Raw genomic sequence first — 25,080 nt, 5'->3', positions numbered from 1 at the left:
GTGAAGGAACGTCTCACGCGGCTCGCCCGGAGCGTGCGGCCCCCCGACCGCTACCAGGTGGTGCAGTCCCTCAAAGCCGCCGGCGCGGCCGCCGTCGCCTGGGCGGTGACGGGGTGGTGGCTGGAGGCCCCGATGGCGCTGATGGCCCCCTGGGCGGCCGTCGCCCTGGTGCAGGGGACCGTCTACCGCTCCCTGCGCTCCGCGGTCCAGCTCTTCCTGATGATCGCGGCCGGGACGCTGATGGCCGCCGGTGCAGCCCTCCTGACGGGCAACACCATGACCGCCCTGCTCATCGCCCTCCCCCCGGCCGTGCTGCTGGGCAACTGGGCCCGGGCCGGCGGCCAGGGGCTGTACGCGCCCACCACCGCCCTGTTCGTGCTGGCGTACGGCTCCTACTCACTGCCCGCCGTGGGGCACCGGCTCCTGGAGACGGCGGTCGGGGCCGCCGTGGGCATCGCGGTGAACGCGCTCGTCCTGCCGCCCGTGCACTCCCAGCACGTCAACAAGCTGGCGTACGCCCTGCCGCGCGACTGCGCGCGGCTGCTGGGCGAGCTGAGCGACGGCATCCGCGAGGGGTACGACGAGGAGCGCGCGGAGCGGTGGTACCGGTCGGCCGGTGACATGCTCGGGGCCCTCGCGGAGCTGCGGACCGCACGGGGGTGGGCCTCCGAGAGCTTCCGGCTCAACCCCGGCCATCGCCTCCGCCGCCGCACTCCGGCCCCGTCCGACACCTGGGACGTGCTCTGGGCCCGGGTGGGGGACCGGCTGCTGACCCTGACCCTGACGTTGTGGGAGGCCTCCTCCGAACGGCGGGGCCTCCCCCGTCCGCCGACCGGGGCCCTGGCCGGGCTGAGCGAGCTGCTCTCCGCCGCGGCGGAGGTCTGCGCCGTCGAGCAGGAGGTCATGGAGCACGGTCCGGACGAGGAGCGCCGGGGCCGCCGCGACGCCCAACTGGCCGACGCGCACCGGGCCTTCATGGGGGTGAAGGAGTACCTGCACGGGTCGGACTCCGACACGGACGCCTCCCTGGGCAGCCTGCTGGCGGCCTGCCGGGCGCTGCTCGACGACCTCACGCCCGAGAAGGAGGAAGGCGGCCGGCGGACCGCTGCCGGATGACCCGGCGTGCCGACGCCGCATGGGGCCCGGTCTTCGCGCCCGGAGCCGGACCTCGCGATCGCCGCGGGTGGGGGTGGCTGACGTACGGCCCGGGCGAGTACGGGGAGCGGCGGAGCCCCGGCAGCGTGGCCCGGGTGCTCCCCCGGCCGGCAAGGACTGCGCAGTCGTCCCATGTTTGGCACCGGGTGACGGTGGTACCCGCCGCGCGGCGGAGACCGCCCCACCCCCGCACATCGAGCACATCAGGCACATCGAGCACACCCGCACAGCAGGAGAAGAGATGACCGCACACACCTGGCCCGACGCACCGGTGGCGCTGGTGACCGGCGCGGATTCGGGCATCGGCCGGGCCGTCGCCGTGAAGCTCGCGCAGCAGGGCATGGACGTGGGCATCACGTACCACCGCGACCGTACGGGCGGCGAGAACACGGCCGGGGAAGTGCGCGCGGCCGGCCGGCGGGCAGCCGTGGCCCGGCTCGACCTCACCGAGCTGCCGGAGGCGGCCGATGTGGTGGACACGCTCGCGGGCGAGCTGGGCCGGGTGGACATCCTGGTCAACTGTGCGGGAACGGGCACCGCCACCCGCTTTCTCGACCTGGACCACACGACGGTCCGGCAGGTGGTCGACGTGGACCTCGTCGGCCCGCTCCTCTGCTCGCAGCGTGCGGCCCGGCGCATGATCGCCCAGGGGGACGGCGGCCGCATCGTGAACATCACCTCGGTCCACGAGCACCAGCCCCGGGTCGGCGCGGCCCCCTACTGCGCGGCCAAGGGCGGGCTGGGCCTGCTGACGCAGGTGATGGCCCTGGAGCTGGCCGAGTACGGCATCACCGTGAACTCCGTGGCCCCCGGCGAGATCGCCACCCCGATGACCGGGCAGGAGGACACCGACGTCGCGGCCGTGGACCGGCCGGGCATCCCGCTCGGGCGTCCCGGCGACGCCCGTGAGGTCGCCTCGGTCGTCGCCTTCCTGGCCGGCCCCGACTCCTCGTACGTCACCGGCGCCTCCTGGGCGGTGGACGGCGGGATGCTGCGCATGGGGCCTCAGGCGGGCTCCCATCTGCGCTCCGACGACTGGCGCCGCCCCTGAGTCCCCGGCCACCGCACCCCCGACGATCCCCTTTCCATCCGCGCGGAGCCCTCACCCGCGCGGAATCCCACGACTCCCCGGAGGACCCCATGGTCGACGACACCCTCCCGCTCCTGCTGCGCGGCTACGGCTGGCTGCCCGACCGCAGGCGCCGCAGCGGCGGAGCGCCCGTGGAGACCCGGCTGCTCGGCAAACGGGCGATCGCCCTGCACGGTCCGGCGGCCGTGCGGTTCTTCTACGACGAGCACCACATCCGGCGCACGGACGCCCTGCCCCAGCCCGTGATCGACACCCTCTTCGGCCGGGGCGCGGTCCACACCCTGGACGGCGAGCGCCACGGGGTGCGCAAGGCCCTCTTCACGGGGCTGCTCAAGGAGCCCGCCCGGGTACGCGACCTCTCCGAACGGGTCGCCCGGGAGCTGGAGGGGGCACGGGCGGGGTGGGCCGCGCGGGGGCGGGTGGTCCTCTTCGACGAGACGGCCGAGGTCCTCACCCGTGCGGTGCACGCCTGGGCCGGGGTGCCGCTGGCCGACGACGCGGTGGCCACCACGGCCCGGGACATGATCGCCATGGTGGACGGTTTCGCCTCCGTGGGCCCCCGCCACCTCCGGGCCCGGCGGGCCCGCCGCCACCAGGAGGAACGGCTGGCCCCGCTGGTGGGGACGGCGCGTGAGGGAATCGCTCCGGAGGGCGACGGATCCGGCCCCACCGTTTTCCGTACGATCGCGGCGCACCGGCACGCGGACGGGGCCCTGCTCGATCCGCGCACCGCCGCGGTGGAGGTGCTGAACGTGCTGCGGCCGACGGTGGCGATCACCTGGTTCGCCGTCTTCGCCGCCCACGCCCTGCACCGCCACCCCGAGCACCGCGAAGTGCTGGCGGGCGGGGACGGCCCCGAATACGCCTGGGCGTTCGCGCAGGAGGTGCGCCGGTTCTATCCGTTCGCGCCCTTCGTGGGCGGGCTGGCGGCCGAGCGGCTGGAGTGGGCCGGGCGGACGATCGAGCCGGGCACGATGGTGCTGCTCGATCTGTACGGGCTGGATCACGACCCGGACCTGTGGCCCGAACCGTACCGCTTCGACCCGACCCGCTTCCTGGGCAGTGCCCCGCCCGTCGACGCGCTGGTCCCCCAGGGAGGCGGTCCCGTGGACGGCCACCGGTGCCCCGGTGAGGACGTCACGGTCGCGGTCCTGGCCGAGGTGGCGGGGTTCCTGGCGCGGACCTCGTACGACGTCGTGGAGCAGGATCTGCGTATCCCGCTGAGCCGGATCCCGACGGCGCCCCGGAGCGGATTCGTGATCGGGAACGTGGCCCCGGCCCCGGCCGGAGCCGGGGCCGGGGCGGCGCGCAGGGGCTGAGGCCCGGGCGGGAACGCCGCCCCACTTCAGCTCCTGTCCGCCGGCCGGACGCCGCCCCGCCGCTCAGCCGGTCTTCCGGCCGGCCAACGGGGCGGTGTCCTCGCCCCGGCCTTCCCGCACGCCGCGCAGAAAGGCCCTGAGCGCGTCCTCGGCCGTGCGGGTGGGCCGCCACCCGAGTTCTTCGTGCGCCCGGGTGGAGTCCAGGACGGGCAGCCGCAGCACCGCGTCGAAGAGGTGCGGCGAAGCCGGTACGGCGTGGGCGCGCCAGGCGGTCGCGAGCGCCGTACGGACCAGTGCCCTCGGGAGCCGTACGGTACGGGCGTCGAGCAGCTCCGCCAGCCGGTGGGCGTCGAGCACCGGGTCCGCCGCCAGGTTGAAGGGGCCGCGTACGTCGCGGAGCACGGCCAGCCGGTACGCCTCGGCGGCGTCGTCGGTGTGCAGGACCTGGAAGCGCAGCCCCTCCAGGTCGGGCACGAAGGGCAGCAGGTCGGGGCGGATGAGGGTGCCCGGGACATGGCGGCCCGCGAAGATCCGGCGCTGCTCGGGCGCGGCCGTCTCCTTGAAGAGGAAGCCGGGCCGCATCCGTACCACCCGGATCTGCGGGTTCCGCAGCTCGTAGGCGTCGAGGACGCGCTCCAGGTAGGCCTTCTCCCGGCAGTAGGCGGCGTCCGGCCAGCCGTCGGTCGGCCACTGCTCGTCGACGCCGGGTTCGTGCTTGGGCCCCGGCGAGTAGGCGCCGACGGAGGAGGCGTGCACCAGAGCCGGGACCCCGCTCCGCTCGACCGCGCGGAAGACCCGCTGGGAGCCGAGGACGTTGCTGCGCCAGGTGGTGACGGGGTCGTGGGTGGGCTGGAAGCGCCACGCGAGATGGACGACGGCGTCGGCGCCGTCCAGCAGGCCGGTGAGCCGCTCCTCGCTGTCCTCGCGCGAGAGGTCGACGGTGTCCCAGGCGACCTTCGCGATGTCCAGGTCGGGGCGCCTGCGCGCCAGACCGAGTACGGAGCCGATCTCCGGGTCCGCCGCCAGCGCGCGGACCACGCCGGTGCCGACGTTGCCGGTGGCTCCGGTGACCACGACACGCCTGCCACCGGGCCGTTCGGTGCTGGTCTCCATCGGAGAATCCTTCCGTCGGGCGGTGGTGGTCAGGGGACCAGCAGGGTCTTGATCATGCCGTCGGCCTTCTTCTGGAACGTCTCGTACGCCTTCGGCCCGTCCTCCAGCGGGAGATGGTGGGTGGCGAAGGAGTCCACGCCCAGCGGGTCTCCGTCGACCAGCAGCGGCAGCAGGTCGTCGACCCAGCGCTTCACGTTGGCCTGGCCCATGCGGAGCTGGATCTGCTTGTCGAAGAGGGTCAGCAGCGGCATCGGGTCGGCGGAGCCGCCGTAGACACCGGAGATGGAGATCGTGCCGCCCCGGCGCACCAGGTCGATGGCGGTGTGGAGGGCGGTGAGGCGGTCGATGCCGGCCGTCTCCATCAGGCGCCGGCCGACCTTGTCGGGGAGCAGGCCCACCGCCGCGTGCGCCGCCTTGGCGACGGGTGCCCCGTGGGCCTCCATGCCGACGGCGTCGATCACCGCGTCCGTACCCCGCCCGTCGGTGAGGCCCCGGACCGCGTCGCCGAGTTCCTTGCCCTGGTCGTACCGGCGCAGGTCCAGGCAGGTGGCCCCGTACCGGCTGACCCGGTCCAGGCGCTCGGGCACAAGGTCCACGCCGATGACGAGTCCGGCGCCCCGGTGCAGCGCGATCCGGGCCGCCATCGCGCCGATCGGGCCGAGACCGAGGACGGTGACGCTGCCGCCGGGCGGGATGTCCGCGTACTCCACGGCCTGCCAGGCGGTCGGCAGGACGTCCGACAGATAGACGAACCGGTCGTCCGAGGGGCCGTGCGGCACCTTGATGGGCAGGGCGTTCCCGAAGGGCACCCGCAGGTACTCGGCCTGCCCGCCGGGCACCTGCCCGTACAGCTTGGTGTAGCCGAAGAGCGAGGCGCCGGTGCCGTACTCATGGACCTGGGTGGTCTCGCACTGCGAGTGCAGCCCCTGGCCGCACGTGTGGCAGTGGCCGCAGGACACGTTGAACGGGATGACCACCCGGTCCCCCGGGGCGACGGCGGTCACCTCGGGCCCCACCTCCTCCACCACACCCATGGGTTCGTGGCCGAGGATGTCGCCGGGATCGAGGTAGGGGCCGAGCACCTCGTAGAGGTGGAGGTCCGAGCCGCAGATCCCGGTGGAGGTGATCTTGACGATGATGTCCGTGGGGTCCTGGATCCGCGGATCCGGAACGGTCTCCACCCGGACGTCCCGCTTTCCCTGATAGGTCAGTGCGCGCACGGTGCCACTCCTTGTCTCTCGCGTCGTCCGGGCGTTGGGTTCCGCGCCTCTGCGCGTTCCGTTTCCGCGTTTCGTTTACGCGTTCCGGTCCGGCTTATGGCTTGCGCGTTCCGGTCCGGCGTTCTGTCACGGTGGCCGTTCCGGCGTTGTTCCGTGCCGGATGCACGGCCGCTTCTACGGGGGCGCGACGGATTTTGTCCCCGGCCGTTCGCCCCGGGGCCGGGACCACTGCCGGGTTCCCACAGGGCTCCGGGTGAAACACCGGCTGTGTGGGGCCGCGCCCCGGGTGCCAGGATGGGTCTCATGGGAAACAGCGCCCTCATCGTCATCGACATGATCAACGCTTACGACCATCCCGACGCCGAGCTGCTCGTTCCCTCCGTCCGTGCGGCCCTCCCCCAGCTCACCCGGCTGATCGACCGCGCCCGTGCCGAAGGCGTTCCGGTCATCTACGCGAACGACAATTTCGGTGAATGGCGGTCCCACCACGGCGAGATCATCGAGACCACGCTCGCCGGGAAGAACGCGGAACTGGTAGAGCCGATCCTGCCGGACGACGATTCCCTCTTCGTCGTCAAGGCACGGCATTCCATCTTCTACGAGACCCCGCTCAGCTATCTGCTCTCCCAGTTGGGGGCGGACCATGTCGTGCTCTGCGGCCAGGTGACGGAACAGTGCGTGCTGTATTCGGCGCTCGACGCGCATATCCGACAGTTGCGCGTCACCGTGCCGGAGGACGCCGTGGCCCATATCCACGGGGATCTGGCCGAGGCCGCGCTGCGCATGATGGAGCGGAACATGAGCGCCACGGTCCGGACGGCGGACACGGTCGCCTTCTGACCTCCAGTCCCCGGCCTCCGGCTTCTGACCGCCGGCCGGTCGCCTTTCCCACCCGTCTGCCGGGGAGACCGCCAGGTGTGTCACATCGGGTGCGCGGCCCGGAGCGGGCGCCGGTCGGGGTGGTGCCCGGGGTGATGCTCCCCCGCGCTCTCGCGGACGCGGCGGCAGGACTCGGAGATCAGCCGGGAGACGTGCATCTGCGAGATGCCCAGTTCGGTGGCGATGGCGCTCTGCGTCATCCCCGCGAAGAACCGCAGGTAGAGCACCCGTTTCTCGCGCTCGGCCAGCCTGCTGATGCCGGGTTTCGCCGCCTCGCGGTCGAGCACCAGGTCGTACGCCTCGTCCACGGCCCCCAGCCGGTCCCCGAGGAGGAGTTCGCCGCCGTCGGCCGTGGTCTCGGCATCGATGGAGAGGGCGCTGAAGCCGTGCAGCGCCTCGCTGCCCTGCCGTACCTCCTCCTCGCTCAGCCCCGTGTGCCCGGCGATGCGGGCGGGCGAGGGCGGGGTGCCCGAGGCGGCCAGTTCGGCATGTGCCAGGCGGACGATGTTGCGGAGGTTCTGGATCCGGCGGGGGACGTGCACGGACCACATGCGGTCCCGGAAGTGCCGTTTGATCTCCCCCGTGATGGTCGGTACGGCGAAGGGAGCGAAGGCCCGGCCGACGGCGGGGTCGTAGCGGTCGACGGCGTTGACGAGACCGATCGCCGCGACCTGCCGCAGATCCTCCAGCGTCTCGCCCCGGTTGCGGTAGCGGGCGGCCAGCCGGTGGGCCATGGGCAGCCAGGCGCAGATGACCTCTCCGCGCAGCCGCTCCTTCACCGGCCCGCCGGGCAGCTCGACGAGACGGCGGAACGCCGCGGCGGTGTCGGGGTCGTCGACGTACGGGCTTTCCTCGGCCATGGGGGCGGGCTCAACTCCTCGCCGTACGGGATCTCGGTCGCCGGGGAGGGGGCGCGGGGCGCGTCGTACCTCAGGGAGCACGACCCGCGCGACGTCCGTCACCGGGGAGTACCTCCCCTCCGAAGCACTCCGTGGCCTTGCCACGTGCGGGGACCGGGGGAAACGGCGGGGCGGCGGGGTTCACCCGGGTGGGCGCGGCGGGCCCCCTCCCGCGCGTCCTCGCTCCCGCCGAACGGCGGAGCCCCCCGATGCGCGGCAGAATGGAACCCGAGTACCCGCCCGTGAACCGAGGAGGGTCATGGCTGTACGTCATCACCTCGTCGCCCGGCCACCGGCCGCCGTCTGGTCGGTCCTGGCCGACGCAACGCTGTACGGGGAGTGGGTGGTCGGCACCTCGGACTCCCACCCGGAGCGGGGCGACTGGCCGGAGACCGGGTCGTCGATCGCGTACCACGTGCATGTCGGGCCCAAGCGGTTCGGCGGGCGCACCGTCGTCCGGCGCGTCGACCCGCCGCGGACGCTGGAGCTGGAGGCGGACGGCGGCCCCTGGGGCACGGCCCGGATCGCCTTCGACATCCGCCCCTGGGGCGAGCGGACCCTCGTGATCGTCGACGAGCACCCGCTGCGCGGCCTGGGCGGCACGCTCCACAATCCGCTGGTGGACACGCTGCTCCAGCTCCGTCACCGCACCATGCTGGCCCGCCTGGCGAAGCTGGTGGAGCGGGTGACGCCCGCCGGACCGGGCGGGCAGGAGCGGACCGGCGTACGGACGACCGGCTGATCCGGGCGGAGGGCGTGCCATGGTCGACGCGGTGGTGATCGGGAGCGGGCCCAACGGACTGGTGGCGGCCAATGTGCTCGCCGACGCCGGGTGGTCGGTGACGGTCCTGGAGGAGCAGGACGAGCCGGGCGGCGCGGTCCGGAGCGACCGGGCGGTCCACCCCGCGTACGTCAACGACCTGTTCAGCTCGTTCTATCCGCTGGCGGCGGTCTCCCCGGTGCTCGCGGCCCTCGACCTCGGGCGGGAGGGGCTGCGCTGGAGCCGCGCCCCCCGGGTGCTGGCCCATCCGCTGCGGGACGGCAGGTGTGCGGTGCTGGAGCACGACCGCGCGGCCACGGCCGACGGGCTCGACGGCTTCGCCCCCGGCGACGGGCAGAGCTGGCAGGAGCTGTGCGGCCTCTGGGACCGGCTGGGCGACGACATCGCCGCCTCCCTCTTCACCCCCTTCCCGCCCGTCCTCGCCGGCACCAGGCTGCTCGCCCGGCTGCGGGCGGCGGGCGGCCTGCGGCTGGCCCGGCGGCTCGTCCTTCCCGTCCGCAGGCTGGGCGAGGAGGAGTTCGCCGGTGAGGGCGGCCGGCTGCTGCTGGCGGGCAACGCGCTGCACGCGGATCTGGCGCCCGAGGCGGCGGGCAGCGGCGGGTTCGGCTGGCTGATGTCCATGCTGGGGCAGTTCCACGGTTTTCCGGTGCCGGTCGGGGGCGCGGGTGCCCTCACCGGGGCACTGGTGGGGCGGTTGCGGGCGCGCGGCGGCGAGGTGCGGTGCGGGCAGCGGGTGAGCGAGGTCGTGGTGCGGCGGGGGCGGGCCGTCGGAGTCCGTACGGCGTCCGGGGACGCGGTCCCGGCGCGGCGGGCGGTGCTCGCCGATGTGTCGGCCCCGAGCCTGTACGGGTCGCTGGTCCCCGCGGAGGAGCTGCCGGACCGGCTCTTCGAGGACCTGCGCCGGTTCGCGTGGGACTTCGCCACGTTCAAGGTGGACTGGGCGCTGGACGGGCCCGTCCCCTGGGGGAGCCCGGCCGCCGCCACGGCGGGGACCGTGCACCTGGCGAACGGCGTCGACGAACTCACCCGGTGGGCCGCCCAGATCGCCCGCGGTCTGGTCCCGGACCGCCCCTTCCTCCTCCTCGGCCAGATGACGACGGCCGACGCGACCCGTTCGCCCCGGGGCACCGAATCGGCCTGGGCCTACACCCATGTCCCCCACACCGTGAAGGCGGACGCCGGGGCCGACGGCCTGACCGGCACCTGGGACCGGGACGAGCGGGAGCGGATGGCGGACCGGGTGGAGGAGCAGGTCGAGCGGTACGCCCCCGGCTTCCGCTCCCGCGTCCTGGCCCGGCGCGTCCTGGCCCCACCCACGCTCCAGGCGGCGGACGGCAACCTCCACCACGGCGCGATCAACGGGGGCACCGCCGCCCTCCACCAGCAGCTGGTCTTCCGCCCGGTGCCGGGCACGGGCCGCCCCGAGACCCCGGTCGAGGGGCTCTACCTGGCCTCCGCCTCCGCCCACCCGGGCGGCGGCGTCCACGGCGCCCCGGGCGCCAACGCGGCCCGCGCGGCCCTGCGTTCGACCCGCGCCACGGCCGTCGCGCTGACGGCGGCCCAACGGATGCTGACGCGGCGGGGGCGTGGGGGCGCGGCAGGCGGGGCTTGAGCGGACGGCGGGGATTGAGCGGGCCGGGCGGTCAGGCCTGAGCGGGTGTATGGGCCGGGAGGCAAGGACGGCTCGGACCGGCCGGACGAGCCGGAGGCCGGACGAGCCGCACAGGCGGCACAGACCGGACGAGCCGGACGGGCCCGGGTGCGCCACGTGGCCGCAGCATCCCGGGCGGGCTCAGGCGGCCGCGGCAGCCCGGACGGCCCCGGGCCGCCCCCGCGCGCTACCCCGCCCGTCGCGCCTCTGTCGCGATGACCGCGGCCTGCACGCGACGCTCGACGCCGAGTTTGGCCAGGATGCGGGAGATGTTGTTCTTCACCGTCTTCTCGGCGAGGTGGAGCCGCAGGCCGATCTCCCGGTTGGTGAGGCCTTCCCCGATGAGCGCCAGGATGTCCTGCTCCCGGGCGGTCAGTCCGCCGACCCCCGAGGGCCGGTCCTCCTGGGCCGCTTCGCCGCGGAGGCGGGCCATCACGCGGGCGGTGGCGCCGGGGTCGAGCATCGAGCGGCCGGAGGCGACGGTCCGTACGGCCTGGACCAGGTCCGTGCCGGTGATCTGCTTCAGTACGTAGCCGGACGCGCCCGCCACGATGGCGTCGAGCAGCGCCTCCTCGTCGTCGAAGGACGTCAGCATCAGGCAGGCCAGATCCGGCATGCGGGAGCGCAGCTCGCGGCAGACGCTCACCCCGTCCCCGTCGGGCAGGCGGATGTCCAGGACAGCGACCTGGGGGCGCAGGGCCGGGACGCGGGCGAGGGCCTGGGCCACGGTGCCCGCCTCTCCGACGACGGTCATGTCGGGCTCGGCGTCCAGCAGGTCGTGCACGCCCCGGCGCACCACCTCGTGGTCGTCGAGGAGGAAGACCCTCACCGGAGCCTCCGCCGAGGCCTGCCCCGGGGCCTTCCCGTCGAGGCCCGCGCCCTTGTCCGTCATCACACACTCCGTCATCCGTCGTCCGTGCCCACCTCGGTGGACGGTCCCGATCGTGCCGCACGGCCGTGGCCGGCGAACAGGGCCGGTCGACCCTGATCCGCCCTCGTCGGTGCCTCAGCCCAGCGGGGCGCGCCAGAGCAGCCGGCTGCCGCCGCCCTCGGGCGTCGACAGCTCCAGGGCACCGCCGACCTGGCGGGCCCGCTCGGCCAGGTTGTCCAGCCCGCTGCGGCGGCTCTGCGCCGGGATGCCCCTGCCGTTGTCGGTGACCGTGAGGAGCACTTCGTCCGCCGTGGCCTTGAGACTCACCTCGACCCGGGTGGCGTGGGCGTGGCGGGCGGCGTTGCTGAGGAGTTCGCCGAGCGCGGCGACCACGTGTTCGGCCACGTCGAGAGGGACGTCGGTGTCGAGCAGGCCCTCCATGCTGAGCCGGGGCGGGAAGCCGAGCGAGGTGACCGCGTCGCCCACCGTGCGGGAGGCACGGGCGCGCAGGCTGGCGGCGGCGCCCTCGTCGCGGGCCCGCAGGCCGAAGACGGTGGACCTGATGATCTTGATGGTCTCGTCCAGGTCGTCGACGGCCCGGCCCACCCGCCCGGCCGCCCCGGTGTGCTCGATCAGCCGGGCGGTGCTCTGGAGCGTCATCCCGGTCGCGAAGAGGCGCTGGATCGCCAGGTCGTGGAGGTCGCGGGCGATCCGGTCCCGGTCCTCCAGGAGCGCGACGTGCTCGGCGTCCCGCCGTCGTACCGCCAGCTCCAGGGCGAGCGCCGTCTGCCCCGCGAAGGCGAGCAGCGGCTCCAGCTCGGCCTCGGTGAAGGCGGGTTCACCGACCGCGCGGACCAGCAGGAAGACGGCAGCGCCGGGCGCCCCCAGCCGTACGGCGACGGCGGGGCCCGGCGGGCAGGTGGGAGTCCGTACGGAGGCGAGGGTCCTTGCCCAGGCAGGCGGAGACCACATGGGTGTCCGCCGCCGAGGCCGCGCCCGCCCGCGTGCCGTCGGCCGGTACGACGAGCCCCCGCAGGCCGTCGGTGCCGCCGTCACCGTCGCCGGGGCTCTTCCCTGCCGCCGCCACGGACAGCTCCACGACCAGGTTGTCCGTGCCGGGGACAGGAGTGGACACCTCGGCCAGGCGGGCGCCGGTGATCTCCCCGGCGCGGCGCGCGACGAGTTCCAGCACGTCCTGGCGGGCGTCGCCGGACAGCAGGTGGTTGGTGACCTCGGCGCCCGCCCTGAGCCAGCGGTGCTGGCGCTGCGAACTCTCGTACAGGCGGGCGTTGTCGATCGCCACTCCGGCCGCCACCGCGAGGGTGGTGATCACGGACTCGTCCTCGGCGTCGAAGTCCAGGCCGTCCCGCTTGTCGGTGAGGTAGAGGTTCCCGAACACCTCGTCCCGCACCCGGATCGGCACGCCGAGGAACGTACGCATCGGCGGATGGTGCTCCGGGAACCCGAACGAGGCCTCGTGCGCGCCCAGTTCGCTCAGGCGCAGGGGCTCGGGGTGCCGGATCAGCTCGCCCAGCAGGCCGTGCCCGGCCGGCAGCGGTCCGATCCGCTCGCGCTCCTCGTCCGTCAGCCCCGAGGTGAGGAACTGCGACAGGCTCCGCCCGTCGGGCCCGATCACCCCGAGCGCGCCGTACTGCGCGCCACCAGGTGCGCACCGGCCTCGACGATGCGGCGCAGCACCTGGGAGAGGTCGAGTTCGCGGCCCACGGAGACGACGGCCTCCAGCAGGCTGTGCACCCGGTCCCGGGTACCCCTGGCGGCGTCGATCCTCGCCTGCAACTCCTCCAGCCGCTCGTCCAGCCGCATCTGAGGCATCCGCGACAGCGGCTGCTCGTCCCCCACAGTGCCCTCTTCTCCCCTTCACCCCCCGGCACCTACCGCGCCACTCTATGGGGCCGCCGCCGCACGCAGGAGCCCGCCCCGTGGGGAGACGGGGCGGGCTCGTCGAGCGGGAGACGGGTCAGGGACTCAGGACAGGCGGGGCGCCGAGTACGGGCGTCAGGCGTGCGGCACGACGGCGACCGGGCAGCGGGCGTGGTGCAGGACCGCGTGGGCGGCCGAGCCGATCCGGGTGCCGATCGGGGCCTGGCGAGCACGCCGTCCGACCACCATCAGCTGCGCCTCGGCGGACTCCTCGACCAGTACCTGCCCGGCGCTGCCCATCTGCACGTGCTCCGTGACCTGCACCTCCGGGTACTTCTCGCGCCAGGGGGCCAGGGCCTCCCGGAGCGCCTTGCGCTCGAAGGGCTCCAGCCCTCCGGCAGCGTCGGCGAGGGCCAGGGAGGCGCTCCAGGTGTAGATGGGCGGCAGGCTCCAGGCACGGACCACCCGCAGCGGGACCCCCCGTACGGAGGCTGCCTCGAAGGCGAAGCCGAGGACATCGGCGCTCTCCTCGGGGCTGCCCTGCTGGCCGACGACGACCTCGCCGTTCTCCCGGACCGGGTACTCACCGTCGTAGGCGCGTACGGAGACGACGGGACCCTTCGCCCCGGCGATCACCTGCTGCCCGTAGGAGCCGAGGAGGAATCCGAGGAGGGCACCGTGCCCCCGGGTGCCGAGGCAGAGCAGCTCGGACCGCTCGGCCTCGGCCAGCAGCGCCACGACGGCCGTCTCGGGCAGCACCCGGCAGGAGACGGGCAGTTCGGGGTAGCGGCCGACGACCTGGTCCTCGGCCTCCCGGAGCACGGCGCGGGCGGCCTGGGCCTCGGTCTCCCGGTTCTGGACGAGCGGGATGTCCAGCGGCTGCCAGAGCCAGGCGTGGACGATGCGCAGCGGCAGTCCCCGCAGGGCGGCCTCGCGCGCCGCCCAGTCGGCCGCCGCCAGACTCTCCGGCGAACCGTCCACCCCTACGACTACGGCCTTCTTCACGGGTCTGCCTCCGTACGTCCATGGGCCCGGCTCTCCGTCCGGCCCCTGGAACCAGCATCCCGGCCAGGCCCGCCCCGGGGGGAGGGCCGATCGGCCCTCCCCCCGGGGACCGTTGGGCACGCTGTTTTTCCCTGGACTGAAATGTGTGGCAGCGGGTAGGCGGATGGCGTTTGCGGGCCGTGCGCTGCGGTCCATCCGACGGGGGACATGGAGCACGACGTGGAACTGCTGATGACGGATCGAGGGACCGGCCGGGACCGGCGGCCGACGGATACGGGCACAGGTGCGGACACGGTCCCGCTGCTGGGCAGTGCCGCGTACGACATGGGCTCGGGAGAGATCGCCCGCGCCCGGGCCTTCGTACGCGAGTTCCTCACCGACGCACGGTCGCTGCACGGCATGGACGTCTCCGAGCGGGCGATGGACCTCGCGCAGCTGGTGGTGAGCGAGCTGGCCACCAACGTCTGCAAGTACGCGCCGGGCCCGTGTCTGCTCGACCTCGAAGCGGGCGACACCGTACTGGACATCACGATGTGGGACACCGGTTCGGTGCTGCCCACCGCCCGGCAGGCCGACCCCACGCGCGCGGGCCAGCACGGGCTGGCGATCGTCCTCGCGGTCTGCGAGAGCTTCGAGGTGCGCCGCGAACCGGTGGGGAAGCGTGTCCGCGTACGGATCTCGCTGCTCGACGTCCCCCGGTCCGGCGATGCCGCACGGTCCGGCGATCCGGCGGGCTCTCCTGCCTGGTAGCACTGTCCGGCAGCACTCCCCCGGCCGGTCAGGGGATGCCCGCGCGGATGCCGGGTAGCCGGGCGACCAGGGCGGACCCCGCCCCGACCGAGGTCAAGGAGAGGGCTCACCGATGAGCGACGAATCACCGAACCAGCTGGGCACCCCCACCCCCGAGGAGTTGCGCGAGCAGGTCGAGCGGACGCACGACGGACTCGCGCGGACCGTCGGGGCACCGGCGCCCGAGGAAGACCTCGCGGCGCAGGCGAAGGAGAAGGCCGCGGTGGTAGGGGAACAGGCGGCGGCCGTCAGGGAGCAGGCCGCCGAGAAGGCCGCGGCCGCCTCCGACCAGCTCCGCGAGAAGACGGAACAGGCGGCCCAAGCCGTGAAGGACCGTACACCGGAGGCCGTACGGGAGAAGACGGCGCAGGCCGCCGCACAGGTGCGCGAGAAGACCGAACAGGCCCGGCGGTACGCGGCGGACCGGACGCCCGACCCGCTGCTGGAGAAGGCGGACCGGGCCGCGACGGCCGCCCGCGCCAACCGCGCCCCGCTCCTGGCCGGCGGTGCGCTGCTGGTCGCCTTCCTGCTGATCCGCCGCAGCCGGGGGCGCAACCGATGAAGGCGTCGACCCTCGCGTACAAGCCGGTGGGGCTCGCCCTGGGCGCGGTCAGCGGCTTGATCGCGGGCGCCGCGTTCAGGCAGGCCTGGAAGCTCGTCGAGGGCGAGGGCGACGCCCCCGACGCCCTGGACGAGGACCGCCCCTGGGGGCAGATCCTCCTCGCCGCCGCCGTCCAGGGCGCGATCTTCGCGGTGGTCAAGGCCGCGGTCGAACGCTCGGGCGCCCAGGCGACCCGCCGCCTCACGGGCACCTGGCCGGGCTGACGCACCCGGTCGACCGACCGGCCCGGGTTTCCCGCCGCGGCGCCGGCCCTTCCTCCGAGGGCCCGGCCCCGCCCGGGCGGGGTGTGCGCGTGCGGGGCCGGTCGGAGGGAGAGGCACGGACCGCCGTGGTGGACCCGGACGCGGTTCTCGGTGGTCCGTGGGGCAGGCTGGGGGCATGCCGACCTACGAGAAGATGGCGTTCCACCTGGAGACCGAGCGGCTGGTCCTGCGGCCGTGGGCCGAGTCGGACGCCGCCGAGTTCCGTGACCTTCTCGCCGAACGCGGCACGGGAACGCGCACGGTGGAGTATGTCCGTACGGCCATCGCGGAGTTGCTCGCCGCGACGGAGAGGACGGGGATCGCGCTGCTGCCCGTCCAGCGCCGGGACGAGGGCGACTTCATCGGCTACTGCGGGCTGATCATCGGCCGCACCACCCTGGAGGAGCCCGAGATCGCGTACGAGTTGTTCCGGCATGCGCACGGGCAGGGGTACGCCACGGAGGCGGCCGGTGCGGTGGTGGACGCCGCCGCGGCGACCGGGCGGAAGCGGCTCTGGTCGACCGTCGGCACCTGGAACGCCCCCTCGCTCCGCGTCCTGGAGAAGCTCGGGTTCGAGCGGGACCGCGTCTCCATGGAGGAGAACGGTGAAGTGGCCTGGCTCACGCGCACGTTGCCGTGACGGGCGGCTCTTCTCCACCACGTACGAGACCCGGTCGGGCACAGGAATGGACATACACGCTCATGGCTCTTGACGTTCTCGTCGTCGGCGGCGGGTTGATGGGGGCGTCCGCCGCCTGGCGGCTCTCCGCGCGCGGCCACCGGGTCACCGTGCTGGAGCGGTTCGGGCCGGGCCACGACCGGGGCAGCTCGCACGGGACGTCCCGGATCTTCCGGCTGGCGTACGCGGAGCCCACGTACACCGAACTGGCCCTGCGGGCACTGCCCTTGTGGCGGCGGCTGGAGGAGGAGAGCGGGCGGGCGGTGCTGACGCTCACCGGGGCCGTCGACCACGGCCCGCCGGAGGTGCTGGAGCGGCTGGCCGAGGCGCTCGCCGGGGCGGGTCGGCCGGGGCGGCGGCTCTCCCCGGGGGAGGCGGCCGAGCGGTGGCCGGGGCTGCGGGCCGACACGGCCGCGCTGTACCACCCGGACGCGGGCCGGGTGCACGCCGACGACGCCGTGGCCGCGCTGCTCGACGCGGCCGGGCGGCGAGGCGCGGAGGTGCGCCACGGGGTGCGGGTGACGGAGATCCGCCGTACCGGGGGCGGGGCCACCGTGGTGACGGACACGGACGAGGCGCTGGTGGCGGACGCGGTCGTGGTCGCCGTGGGCGGCTGGGCGCCCGGTCCGGCGGCGGGCGTGGTGAACGGTCTGCCGCCGCTGCGGGTCACCCAGGAGCAGCCGGTGCACTTCCCGGTGCCGGACGCGCTGGAGTGGCCGTCGTTCATCCACCACCCGGGGGCCGGGCTGCGGCTGCCGGGCGGCGTGTACGGGCTGGGCAGCGTGGACGGCGTCAAGATCGGGCTGCACGGGGTCGGGCAGGTCGTGGACCCCGACCACCGCGACCGTACGCCGGACCCGGCGGCCCTCGACCGGCTCCGCGCCTACGCCGAGGAGTGGCTCCCCGGTGTGGCGGGTACCGAACCCGAGCCTCTCACCTGCCTCTACACCACCACGCCCGACGAGGACTTCGTCATCGACCGCCAGGGTGCGGTCACCGTGATGGCGGGCTGCTCCGGGCACGCGTTCAAGTTCGGCCCCGCCCTCGGGGAGCTGGCCGCCGATCTGGTCGAGGGCGGAGCGGGTCTCCCCCGGTTCGCCCTCGGCCGGACGGCCCCCGGCCGCTGAAACCCCTTCCGGGCGGACCTGCGGAAGGGCCGCCAGGAGCGGCGTAACAGATCCCGGTCGGCCCGGGTGCCGTCCGCCCCTTGGGGTGAGCGGCAACCGGCCGTCCCCTGGCCTGACCAGCAACCGGTCGGCCCAGGTGCCCTCCGTTGCCTGGCGTGACCGGCAGCCCATCGGCCCGGGCGGACCGGCGGTCGGTCGGCCTGGGTGCCGTCCGTCCCTTGGCGTGACCGGCGGCTAGTCGGGCCGGGTGCCGTCCTCCGGCGGGCGGCGTACCTCCTCGCGGTCCTTCTCCAGGCGCTCGTCGAGCTTCTTCTCGTCCGGGCGGCGGGGCATCCCGCGGCTGTGGCCGGTGTCCGGGTCGCCCTCGACCTCTTCGTTGGACTTGTGGTGGTGATGGGACATGGTCACTCCTTGTTCGTGCGGATCGTGCAGTGGAGGGAGTCGTCCTTCACATCGGCGACGATCGTGTCGCCGGGCTCGGCCTCGCCGCCGAGGAGCAGGGAGGCGACGCGGTTGTCCAGCTCCGTCTGGATCGTGCGGCGCAGCGGACGGGCACCGAACTCCGGCTGATGGCCGTGGGCCAACAGCAGCTTCTTCGCCGCCTCGGTGACCTCCAGCGTCAGCCCCTGCGCGTGGACGCGGCGCCTGCTGCGGTCGAGCAGATGCTCGACGATCTCGGAGAGGTCGTCCTCGGTGAGGCTGTGGAAGACGATGATGTCGTCGATGCGGTTGAGGAACTCCGGCAGGAACCGACCCCGCAGCTCCTCCATCAGCTCGTCCTTCAGCTCGGCGGCATCCCCCTCGTGGGCGAGGATGCGGTGGGCGCCGATGTTGGACGTCATGATGACGACGCAGTGGCGGAAGTCGACCGTGCGGCCCTGCCCGTCCGTGAGCCGGCCGTCGTCGAGGATCTGGAGGAGCGTGTTGAAGACGTCGGGGTGGGCCTTCTCCACCTCGTCGAAGAGCACCACGCTGTACGGGCGGCGGCGCATCTTCTCCGTCAGCTGGCCGGCCTCCTCGTATCCGACGTAGCCGGGAGGCGCGCCGACGAGCCGGGCGACCGTGTGCTTCTCCTGGAACTCGCTCATGTCGAACCGGATCATCCGGTCCTCGTCACCGAACAGCAGCTCGGCGAGGGTCTTGGCCAGCTCGGTCTTGCCCACGCCGGTGGGACCGAGGAAGAGGAACGAGCCGACGGGCCGGTCGGGGTCGCCCATGCCCGCGCGGTTGCGGCGGACGGCTTCGGAGACGGCCGTGACGGCCTCGTCCTGGCCGACGATCCGGGCGTGCATCTCCTCCTCCAGCTTGAGGAGCCGCTCCTTCTCCCCGGCGGTGAGCTGGGCGACCGGAATGCCCGTGCGGCGGGAGACGATGTCCGCGATGTCGGAGGCCGTCACGGACACGACGCCCTCGCGGCGTTCCTCGATGCCCGCGAGTTCGCCCTGCACCTCCGCGATCTGCTCCTTCAGCTCCTTGGCCCGCTCGAACTCCTCGGCGGCCACGGCCTGGTCCTTCTCCCGGCGCAGCTTCGCCAGGCGGTCCTCCCGGCTGACGACCTCGGTGGAGCGGTTGGCGCTGCGCAGCCGTACGCGGGCGCCGGCCTGGTCCATCAGGTCGATGGCCTTGTCGGGGAGGTAGCGGTCGGAGATGTAGCGGTCGGACAGCTCGGCGGCGGCGGTCAGGGCACCGTCGGCGAAGCGGACCCGGTGGTGGGCCTCGTACGCGTCCCGCAGCCCTTCGAGGATCTGTACGGTCTCCTCGACGGTGGGCTCCGGAATCAGTACGGGCTGGAAGCGGCGCTCCAGGGCGGCGTCCTTCTCGACGTGCTTGCGGTACTCGTCGATGGTCGTCGCGCCGACCACGTGCAGTTCGCCGCGGGCGAGGGCGGGCTTGAGCATGTTGCCCGCGTCCATCGAGCCCTCGCCGGTCGCGCCCGCGCCGACGACGGTGTGGAGTTCGTCGATGAAGAGGATGACCTCGCCCTCGGCCTGCTGGACGTCCTCGATGACCTTCTTGAGCCGCTCCTCGAACTGGCCGCGGTACTGGGCCCCGGCGACCATGCCGGACAGGTCCAGCGAGACGACCCGCTTGTCCTTGAGGGTGTCGGGGACCTCGCCCGCGACGATGCGCTGGGCGAGCCCCTCCACGATGGCGGTCTTGCCGACGCCCGGTTCACCGATGAGCACGGGATTGTTCTTGGAGCGCCGCGACAGGATCTCGATGGTCTGCTCGATCTCCTCGGCCCGGCCGACCACGGGGTCGAGCCTGCCCGCCCTGGCCTCCTCGGTCAGATCCCGGCCGAACTCGTCCAGCGTTGTGGCCGGTTCCTTCGCCCCGGCGCCCGGGGAGCCCTGGCCCCCAGCCGCCCGGTCGGTCATGCCGCGCAGCTCGGAGACGTCCATGTCCTGGGCGCGCAGGAACCGGGAGGCGCCGGAGTCGGCGTCGCCGAGGAGCGCGCCGAGGATGTGCTCGGGCCCGATGTAGGAGACCTCGGCCGCCTGCGAGCGGGCGTGGGCCAGGGCGAGCGTCCGCTTGGCCGCCGGGGTGAGTCCGGGCTCGGAGGACGGCTCCTGGGACTCGCGGGGCAGCACCTTGGCGATCCGCTCCCCGAGCGCGTCGGGGTCGACCCCGGCGCGGGCGAGCAGTCTGCGGGTGGGCTCCACCTGGGTGGCGGCCCACAGCAGGTGCTCCGTGTCGAGGTCCGACGTACCGTCCTGGACCGCCCGGCCCGCAGCGGCGTCCAGGAGTTCCCGTGCGGGTTCCGTGAGGAGCCGCCCGATGGGCACACGCTGTACGGCGGGGGGCGAGGACGCCGGTGACATTCCGAAGAAGCGGTTGAGCAGATCGCTGAAGGGGTCCGGCGAACCGGAGGGAGAACCGAAGGCCATCGACATACCGGCTCCAGGGAGGCGGGTGGAGGGGGTCCCACCCACTCAAACCCGAGGCCCGGCGCTCCGCAAACGGTGGGGCGGGCAGCTTTCGGCGAGGTGCCTCCCGAACCTCTCCGGGGCTCGTCTCCGGGCCGGGGAACGGCGCGCCTCCGCGCGCGGCACGACGTCGACCGGTCATGGCGGCAGGTCGTACGGTGCCGTCCGGTCGTACGGTGCCGTCCCCGTCGGCGTAGTTCTGGTGGCCGGTGCGCGGCGAGCGGCGGAGACTGCTGAACGGCACGCGCCGGCACCGTCGGCGGACCTGCCCGTACGGAAGGCGCCATGGCGGAGAAGGCGGGCTTGAGCAGCGTCAGCCCCGGACCGGGCCAGGAGGAGCCGCCCCGGTCCGCCGACCGCAAGGGCGGCCCCGGGCACACGGTCCTGCTGGCGCTGGTCCTCGCGGTTCCGGTGACGAAGGTCGCGTACACGGTCGGGGGCGGTGGCGCCGCCCGTGACGTGTTCGTCGGCATGGAGCCCGCGAACTGGCCTGACGTCCTCATCGGCATGGTACTCACCGATCCGCTCCTCGCCTCCGTGCTGGCCGTCGTCGTCTCCCGGGTGGTGTTCGCCCTGTTCGCCGCGCGCGGCGCGGTCCCGGTGGGAAGCGGTTTCTGGGCAGTTGTCCAGCGGGTGGCGCTGACCGTCGTCAACCCGATCGCGGTGGGGGTGGTGGACACGTGCTTCTTCGGCCCCTGGTGGGGGCTGGGCACCGGGCTCGCCGCGTACGCGCTGCGCAAGGGCGTCGTGGTGGAGTACCGCACCGGCAGACGGCGGCCGCACGGACACCGTGCCGGGCGGCCGGCGACGGCCGGGGCGCACCGCGAGGGTGACGGCCGGCCGTCGTCCGGGCTGCGCCGGGTGGCAGCTCTCGAACAGTGGGTGGCGCTGGGCCTGACCACCGTCGCGCTCCCCGTCCTGTGCTTCGTCTCGGCGCTGGACGGGCAGGCGTGGACCTCGATCGTCCGCTGCCAGGTCACCGACGGCACCCGGTCCGAGAGCAACCGCCTGATCGAGCTGGGCCGCAAGGGCAATGGTGTCGTGGGCTGGAACCTGGACACGGAGGAGATCTCCAACGGCCTGGGGTGCACGGGCGAGGAGAGCCTGTACGTGCGTGAGCCGTGGTGGCGCGGCTGAGAGGCCGGTCCCACGGATCTGCGGAGGGAGGGCTCGCCCGAATGCGCGGAGACGCTCACCGCGGCAACGGCAACGGCAACGATCCCGGGCGGGCGGCCACGGATTCTCCGACAGGTGACCCGAATGCCGCATTCCCCCTGCCGGGAAAGATCGTTGTGCGGGGTGCGACAGCGCAGGAAACGAGGAGCAGACGTACGAAGGAAGCATTCCGCTCGAGGGCTCTCTCGAGACCATGAACCGGCTGCAGGCCGACTTCGAACGACGGCTCGGAGGTATCGAGCGCAAGGCACCGCCCGCACCCCTGGCCCACCCGCACCCGCAAGAACGTTTCAGCTCATCGGCGTGGACCCCGGAGGACGGCTACCGCCCGCTCGGGATCGAGGCCATCTGGACCGCGGCCCGCGCAGCGCCGGACAGCCGTTCAAGCAGTCAGCAGGAACGCTTCCCCGCCCCCAGCTGGGCCGCTCCTGCCGACTAGCTCCTCCCGAGGACAGGAAAGCGGAATGACGGGAAGGCGGATCCACGGGAAGGCGGGAAGACCGGACGCCGCGAAGAGAAGAAACGTTCACCCCACCCTCTCTCGTCAGACCAGTGGCCAAACCGGTTGAACCGGACACCCCTACCGCCCGCGCCGGGACTCCCGTACCAGCAGCACCAGCAGGTACGCCCCGCCCACGCACACGGTGACTGCCCCGGTCGGCAGCACCACGCCCGGGACGGCGTGCTGGGCGGCGATGTCGGCGCCCAGCAGCAGGAGGGCGCCGACGAGGGCCGAACCGGCCAGGTCGACGGAGGTGCCGCGCCCGGTGAGGCGGCGGGCGATCTGGGGTGCGGCCAGGGCGACGAAGGCGATGGGTCCCGCGGCGGCGGTCACCGCGGCGGTCGCGGCGACGCCGAGGACGACCAGCAGCAGCTTGGTACGCTCGACGGGCACGCCCATCGTGGTCGCCGTCTCGTCGCCCAGTTCCAGTCGGCGCAGGCGGTGCTGGGCGACCGGGGCGGCCAGGGCGACCGCCGCCAGCAGGGCGGAGGCCATGAGGACGGCGGGCCGGCCGATGGCGCTGAGGGAGCCGGCGCCCCAGACGGCGGCGCGCAGCGCGGTGTCCACGTCGGCCTTCACCGAGAACCAGGTGTTGACCGAAGAAAGCAGGGCGCCGACCGCGATGCCCACGATGATGAGCCGGAAGCCCCGCACGCCCCGCCGGAACGCCAGCAGGTAGACGGTGAGGGCGGTGAGGAGCCCTCCGGCCAGGGCGCCCGCGGCGAGCGCCGCGTAGCTGCTCGCGCCCGCGAGCAGCGTGAGGACGACGCCGGTGTACGAGCCGGTGGTGAAGCCGATGACGTCGGGGCTGCCGAGCGGGTTGCGGGTCAGGGCCTGGAAGACCGCGCCGCCCACGGCGAGGGCGGCCCCGAAGAGGACGGCGGCGACGATGCGCGGCGCCCGCCACTCCAGGACGACCGTACGGACGCCGGTCCCGGCCGTGCCGGACGCGACGGCGGCCAGGTCGGTGAGGGTGAGCGGGTAGCTGCCGAGGGTGAAGGCCCAGAGCGCCAGCGCCACCAGCGCGAGTGCCAGCACCGCGCAGACGGCGACCGCACGGCGCGTCACCTTCAGGCTCAGGGTCCCGGCCCTGAGGACGAACACGCCGTTCACAGCTCCCTCGCCCGGCTTCCGCGGACCAGCAGGATCAGGACGGGTGCGCCGATGAGCGGCATCATGACGCCGACCGGGAGTTCGGCGGGCATCACGATCAGCCGGCCCAGGACGTCCGCGGCGAGCACGATGGCCGGGGCGAGGACGGCGGAGTAGGCGAGGATCCACCGCCAGTCGGGGCCGGTGAGCCAGCGCACCGCGTGCGGGACCATCAGGCCGACGAACATCAGAGGTCCCGCGGCGGCCGTCGCCGCGCCGCAGAGCAGGGCGACCGCGATCACCACCCCGCACCGGGTGGCGCCGACCCGCAGCCCGACCGCCCGTGCCGCGTCGTCACCGAGGGCGATGGCGTTGAGCGGGCGCGCACAGCAGAGGGCGACCACCAGCCCGGCCAGGACGAAGGGGACGATGTCTCCGGCGGTGCCCGTGGGGCGGTCGGTGATGGTGCCCGCGCCCCAGAACCGCATCCGGTCGAAGGTCTCCGTATCGATGAGGGCGAGGGTCTGGGAGATGCCCGCCAGCACCGCAGTGAAGGCGACCCCGACGAGGGTGAGCCGCAGCGGCGAGGGGCCGCCACGCCCGCCGCGTCCGCCGCTCGCGGCGAGGTAGACCAGCGCCGAACCGGCGACGGCCCCGGCGAAGGCGAAGGGCAGGTACTGCTCGATCCGGGTGACGCCGAAGACGGCCACGGCCAGGGTGACGGCGAACCCCGCGCCCGCGTTGACGCCGAGCACGCCCGGGTCCGCGAGCGGGTTGCGGGTGAGCGCCTGGATGAGCGCCCCCGCGACGCCCAGGGAGACGCCGACGACGATGCCGAGCAGCGTGCGGTCCACGCGGGCGTCGCCCACCGTGGCGTGCGAGGCGGAGCCGTCGGGGTGGGTCAGCGCCTGCCACACGACGTCGAGGGGGAGCATCGCGGAGCCGACCGCGACGCTGAGGAGGACGGCGACGGAGAGCACGCCGAGGGCGACGCCCAGGCCGAGGAGCCGGTGCGTGCCGCGCCGCGACGGCCGCGGCGGCGGGGCAGGCGGTGGCTCGGTCGTCTTCGTGAGCACCTGTGACATCGGACCTCCCTGAGCGATCCGCCACCGGACAGCCGGAAGTGCCGTGCGTGATCGACGTACGTGAACTGCGTGGGCCGGTGCGGCCCGGCCATGGCTTCAGCGGCCGCCGAGCGCCCCCACCGCATCCGTGGTGAGCGCGCTCACGGGCACTCCGGACTCGCGGCTCAGCGCGCGCAGCAGTCCGGCCCGGGTCGCGTATCCGGCCGCCCTGGCCGCAGCCGTCAGCTCACCTCCGCCGCGGAGGTGTTCGACGGCGGCGTTCATCCTGGCCCGGTTGCGCCACCGTGTGAAGGGCAGTCCGGTCTCGTCCAGGAAGACGCGCTGCACCTGGCGGGCGCTCATCCGGTGCCGTACGGAGAGCTGCTCCAGGGTCTCGGCGGGGGTGCGCAGGGCCTCGCGGGCGAGTGCGCGTACGGCGGGATGGGCGGGCAGGACGACGGGGAAGTACTGCCGGGAGATGCCTCTCAGCACCCGTCCCAGCGCCTGCCGGAACGGCTCCACCTGCTCCGCCGTGGTCGGCGCGGCGCCGAGTGTGGTGGTCATGACCTCGACGATCGCGGGGACCGCCCCGAGCGGCTGGACGCGGCATCGTGGCTGGTCAGCGGGGTCGAGGAAGGGTCCGAGCGCCATGCCGCCGGGCTCGATCCGCAGGGCGTGCGGGACGCGCGGGGCGAGCCAGAGGGCCTCGTGGCGGCCGAGCCGCCACTCCTCGCCGTCGGCGGTCAGCCGGGCGGTGCCGCTGGCCACGTAGATGAGGTGCGGCTCGTCGTGCTGGTGGGTGTCGTGGCCGAGGAAGCGGATGGCGTTCTCCGCGACCACGGTGCCGAGGGATGTCACCGGCAAGCGTGCCTCCCGTTGTGTGCGACGCGTCGTGTCCGTCACCAGCGATGTCGTACGCGGATCGGCGCGGCGGTACCAGCGAGGTTAGCCTCACCTTACCAATCCGGTTCGAACGTTCGAACCTGCCCAGTCACA

The 25,080-nt window shown here is 73.8% G+C and carries 23 protein-coding genes and 1 pseudogene; 13 read left to right on the top strand and 11 right to left on the bottom strand.

All coding sequences use genetic code 11. The features are described 5' to 3' along the window. From DJ476_RS31580 to DJ476_RS31570, 3 genes are all read left to right on the top strand, one after another. Entirely contained in the window at positions 1-1,116 is a 1,116-nt protein-coding gene (locus DJ476_RS31580; RefSeq protein ID WP_318294826.1) for an FUSC family protein, read from the top strand. Positions 1,117-1,396: 280 nt separating this feature from the next. Continuing rightward, a complete protein-coding gene (locus DJ476_RS31575) occupies positions 1,397-2,206 on the top strand; it encodes an SDR family oxidoreductase (RefSeq protein WP_112492110.1) in 810 nt (269 codons plus the stop codon). Between the two features lie 89 nt (positions 2,207-2,295). Continuing rightward, positions 2,296-3,564 carry a cytochrome P450 gene (locus tag DJ476_RS31570; RefSeq protein ID WP_112492109.1) on the top strand — a complete coding sequence of 423 codons (1,269 nt, stop codon included), beginning with the start codon at positions 2,296-2,298 and terminating at the stop codon, positions 3,562-3,564. 63 nt (positions 3,565-3,627) lie between these two features. Here DJ476_RS31570 and DJ476_RS31565 read toward each other — a convergent pair whose 3' ends face one another. Together DJ476_RS31565 and DJ476_RS31560 are read right to left on the bottom strand one after the other, a co-directional pair. Next, positions 3,628-4,677: an NAD-dependent epimerase/dehydratase family protein gene (locus tag DJ476_RS31565; protein WP_112492108.1), complete on the bottom strand. Its 1,050-nt coding sequence runs from the start codon at positions 4,675-4,677 to the stop codon at positions 3,628-3,630. A 29-nt stretch (positions 4,678-4,706) separates the two neighbouring features. Then, a complete protein-coding gene (locus tag DJ476_RS31560) occupies positions 4,707-5,897 on the bottom strand; it encodes a zinc-dependent alcohol dehydrogenase (protein ID WP_103419452.1) in 1,191 nt (396 codons plus the stop codon). A gap of 303 nt (positions 5,898-6,200) precedes the next feature. Between DJ476_RS31560 and DJ476_RS31555 the strand changes: the two genes are divergently transcribed. After that, on the top strand, positions 6,201-6,737 hold the full coding sequence (locus DJ476_RS31555) for a cysteine hydrolase family protein (RefSeq protein WP_070202683.1): 537 nt from the start codon (positions 6,201-6,203) through the stop codon (positions 6,735-6,737). Between the two features lie 80 nt (positions 6,738-6,817). On the opposite strand, the gene DJ476_RS31550 is transcribed toward DJ476_RS31555, so the two are convergent. Continuing rightward, positions 6,818-7,636 (bottom strand): SigB/SigF/SigG family RNA polymerase sigma factor, encoded by an 819-nt coding sequence (locus DJ476_RS31550; protein ID WP_112492107.1) that lies wholly within the window; start codon positions 7,634-7,636, stop codon positions 6,818-6,820. 298 nt (positions 7,637-7,934) lie between these two features. On the opposite strand from DJ476_RS31550, the gene DJ476_RS31545 reads away from it, so the two are divergent. After that, on the top strand, positions 7,935-8,417 hold the full coding sequence (locus DJ476_RS31545) for an SRPBCC family protein (protein WP_112492106.1): 483 nt from the start codon (positions 7,935-7,937) through the stop codon (positions 8,415-8,417). A gap of 19 nt (positions 8,418-8,436) precedes the next feature. Beyond that, positions 8,437-10,068, top strand: a complete 1,632-nt coding sequence (locus DJ476_RS31540; RefSeq protein ID WP_112492105.1) for a phytoene desaturase family protein — start codon at positions 8,437-8,439, stop codon at positions 10,066-10,068. 226 nt (positions 10,069-10,294) lie between these two features. Here the strand turns inward: DJ476_RS31540 and DJ476_RS31535 are convergent, their stop codons facing one another. From DJ476_RS31535 to DJ476_RS31525, 3 genes and pseudogenes are all read right to left on the bottom strand, one after another. After that, on the bottom strand, positions 10,295-10,999 hold the full coding sequence (locus DJ476_RS31535) for a response regulator (RefSeq protein ID WP_103419447.1): 705 nt from the start codon (positions 10,997-10,999) through the stop codon (positions 10,295-10,297). Between the two features lie 114 nt (positions 11,000-11,113). Continuing rightward, positions 11,114-12,811 (bottom strand): annotated as a pseudogene (locus DJ476_RS31530) (GAF domain-containing protein). A gap of 183 nt (positions 12,812-12,994) precedes the next feature. Then, entirely contained in the window at positions 12,995-13,864 is an 870-nt protein-coding gene (locus tag DJ476_RS31525; protein WP_112492104.1) for a universal stress protein, read from the bottom strand. A gap of 207 nt (positions 13,865-14,071) precedes the next feature. On the opposite strand from DJ476_RS31525, the gene DJ476_RS31520 reads away from it, so the two are divergent. From DJ476_RS31520 to DJ476_RS31500, 5 genes are all read left to right on the top strand, one after another. Then, positions 14,072-14,614: an ATP-binding protein gene (locus DJ476_RS31520; protein WP_318294825.1), complete on the top strand. Its 543-nt coding sequence runs from the start codon at positions 14,072-14,074 to the stop codon at positions 14,612-14,614. Between the two features lie 112 nt (positions 14,615-14,726). Continuing rightward, positions 14,727-15,215, top strand: a complete 489-nt coding sequence (locus DJ476_RS31515) for a hypothetical protein (protein ID WP_103419444.1) — start codon at positions 14,727-14,729, stop codon at positions 15,213-15,215. Continuing rightward, positions 15,212-15,478: a DUF4235 domain-containing protein gene (locus DJ476_RS31510; RefSeq protein WP_103419443.1), complete on the top strand. Its 267-nt coding sequence runs from the start codon at positions 15,212-15,214 to the stop codon at positions 15,476-15,478. The genes DJ476_RS31515 and DJ476_RS31510 overlap by 4 nt, the downstream gene beginning before the upstream one ends. A 175-nt stretch (positions 15,479-15,653) precedes the next feature. Further along, positions 15,654-16,157 carry a GNAT family N-acetyltransferase gene (locus DJ476_RS31505; RefSeq protein WP_103419442.1) on the top strand — a complete coding sequence of 168 codons (504 nt, stop codon included), beginning with the start codon at positions 15,654-15,656 and terminating at the stop codon, positions 16,155-16,157. A gap of 62 nt (positions 16,158-16,219) precedes the next feature. Then, entirely contained in the window at positions 16,220-17,323 is a 1,104-nt protein-coding gene (locus DJ476_RS31500; protein WP_103419441.1) for an FAD-dependent oxidoreductase, read from the top strand. Positions 17,324-17,557: 234 nt separating this feature from the next. Here DJ476_RS31500 and DJ476_RS35040 read toward each other — a convergent pair whose 3' ends face one another. Both DJ476_RS35040 and DJ476_RS31495 read right to left on the bottom strand, forming a co-directional pair. Beyond that, positions 17,558-17,725: a hypothetical protein gene (locus tag DJ476_RS35040; protein ID WP_019764290.1), complete on the bottom strand. Its 168-nt coding sequence runs from the start codon at positions 17,723-17,725 to the stop codon at positions 17,558-17,560. 2 nt (positions 17,726-17,727) lie between these two features. Then, positions 17,728-20,217, bottom strand: a complete 2,490-nt coding sequence (locus DJ476_RS31495) for an ATP-dependent Clp protease ATP-binding subunit (RefSeq protein ID WP_112492102.1) — start codon at positions 20,215-20,217, stop codon at positions 17,728-17,730. Between the two features lie 318 nt (positions 20,218-20,535). On the opposite strand from DJ476_RS31495, the gene DJ476_RS31490 reads away from it, so the two are divergent. Then, positions 20,536-21,387, top strand: coding sequence for a hypothetical protein (locus tag DJ476_RS31490; protein ID WP_103419439.1), 852 nt, complete (start codon positions 20,536-20,538; stop codon positions 21,385-21,387). Between the two features lie 232 nt (positions 21,388-21,619). Further along, positions 21,620-21,865, top strand: a complete 246-nt coding sequence (locus tag DJ476_RS31485; protein WP_112492101.1) for a hypothetical protein — start codon at positions 21,620-21,622, stop codon at positions 21,863-21,865. A 141-nt stretch (positions 21,866-22,006) separates the two neighbouring features. Here DJ476_RS31485 and DJ476_RS31480 read toward each other — a convergent pair whose 3' ends face one another. The 3 genes from DJ476_RS31480 to DJ476_RS31470 form a co-directional block, all read right to left on the bottom strand. Next, complete coding sequence (locus DJ476_RS31480; protein ID WP_112492100.1) at positions 22,007-23,041, bottom strand: FecCD family ABC transporter permease; 1,035 nt, start codon at positions 23,039-23,041, stop codon at positions 22,007-22,009. After that, positions 23,038-24,105 carry an iron chelate uptake ABC transporter family permease subunit gene (locus tag DJ476_RS31475; protein ID WP_112492099.1) on the bottom strand — a complete coding sequence of 356 codons (1,068 nt, stop codon included), beginning with the start codon at positions 24,103-24,105 and terminating at the stop codon, positions 23,038-23,040. Before DJ476_RS31475 ends, DJ476_RS31480 begins: the two co-directional genes overlap by 4 nt. 96 nt (positions 24,106-24,201) lie before the next feature. Then, the gene (locus DJ476_RS31470; protein ID WP_112492098.1) at positions 24,202-24,948 is read right to left on the bottom strand and encodes a helix-turn-helix domain-containing protein; all 747 of its coding nucleotides are present in this window, start codon (positions 24,946-24,948) and stop codon (positions 24,202-24,204) included. Positions 24,949-25,080: the final 132 nt, after the last annotated feature.

This window comes from Streptomyces bacillaris (genome assembly GCF_003268675.1).
GTDB classification, from domain to species: domain Bacteria; phylum Actinomycetota; class Actinomycetes; order Streptomycetales; family Streptomycetaceae; genus Streptomyces; species Streptomyces bacillaris.
This window is presented reverse-complemented; position numbering and strand designations above follow the sequence as displayed.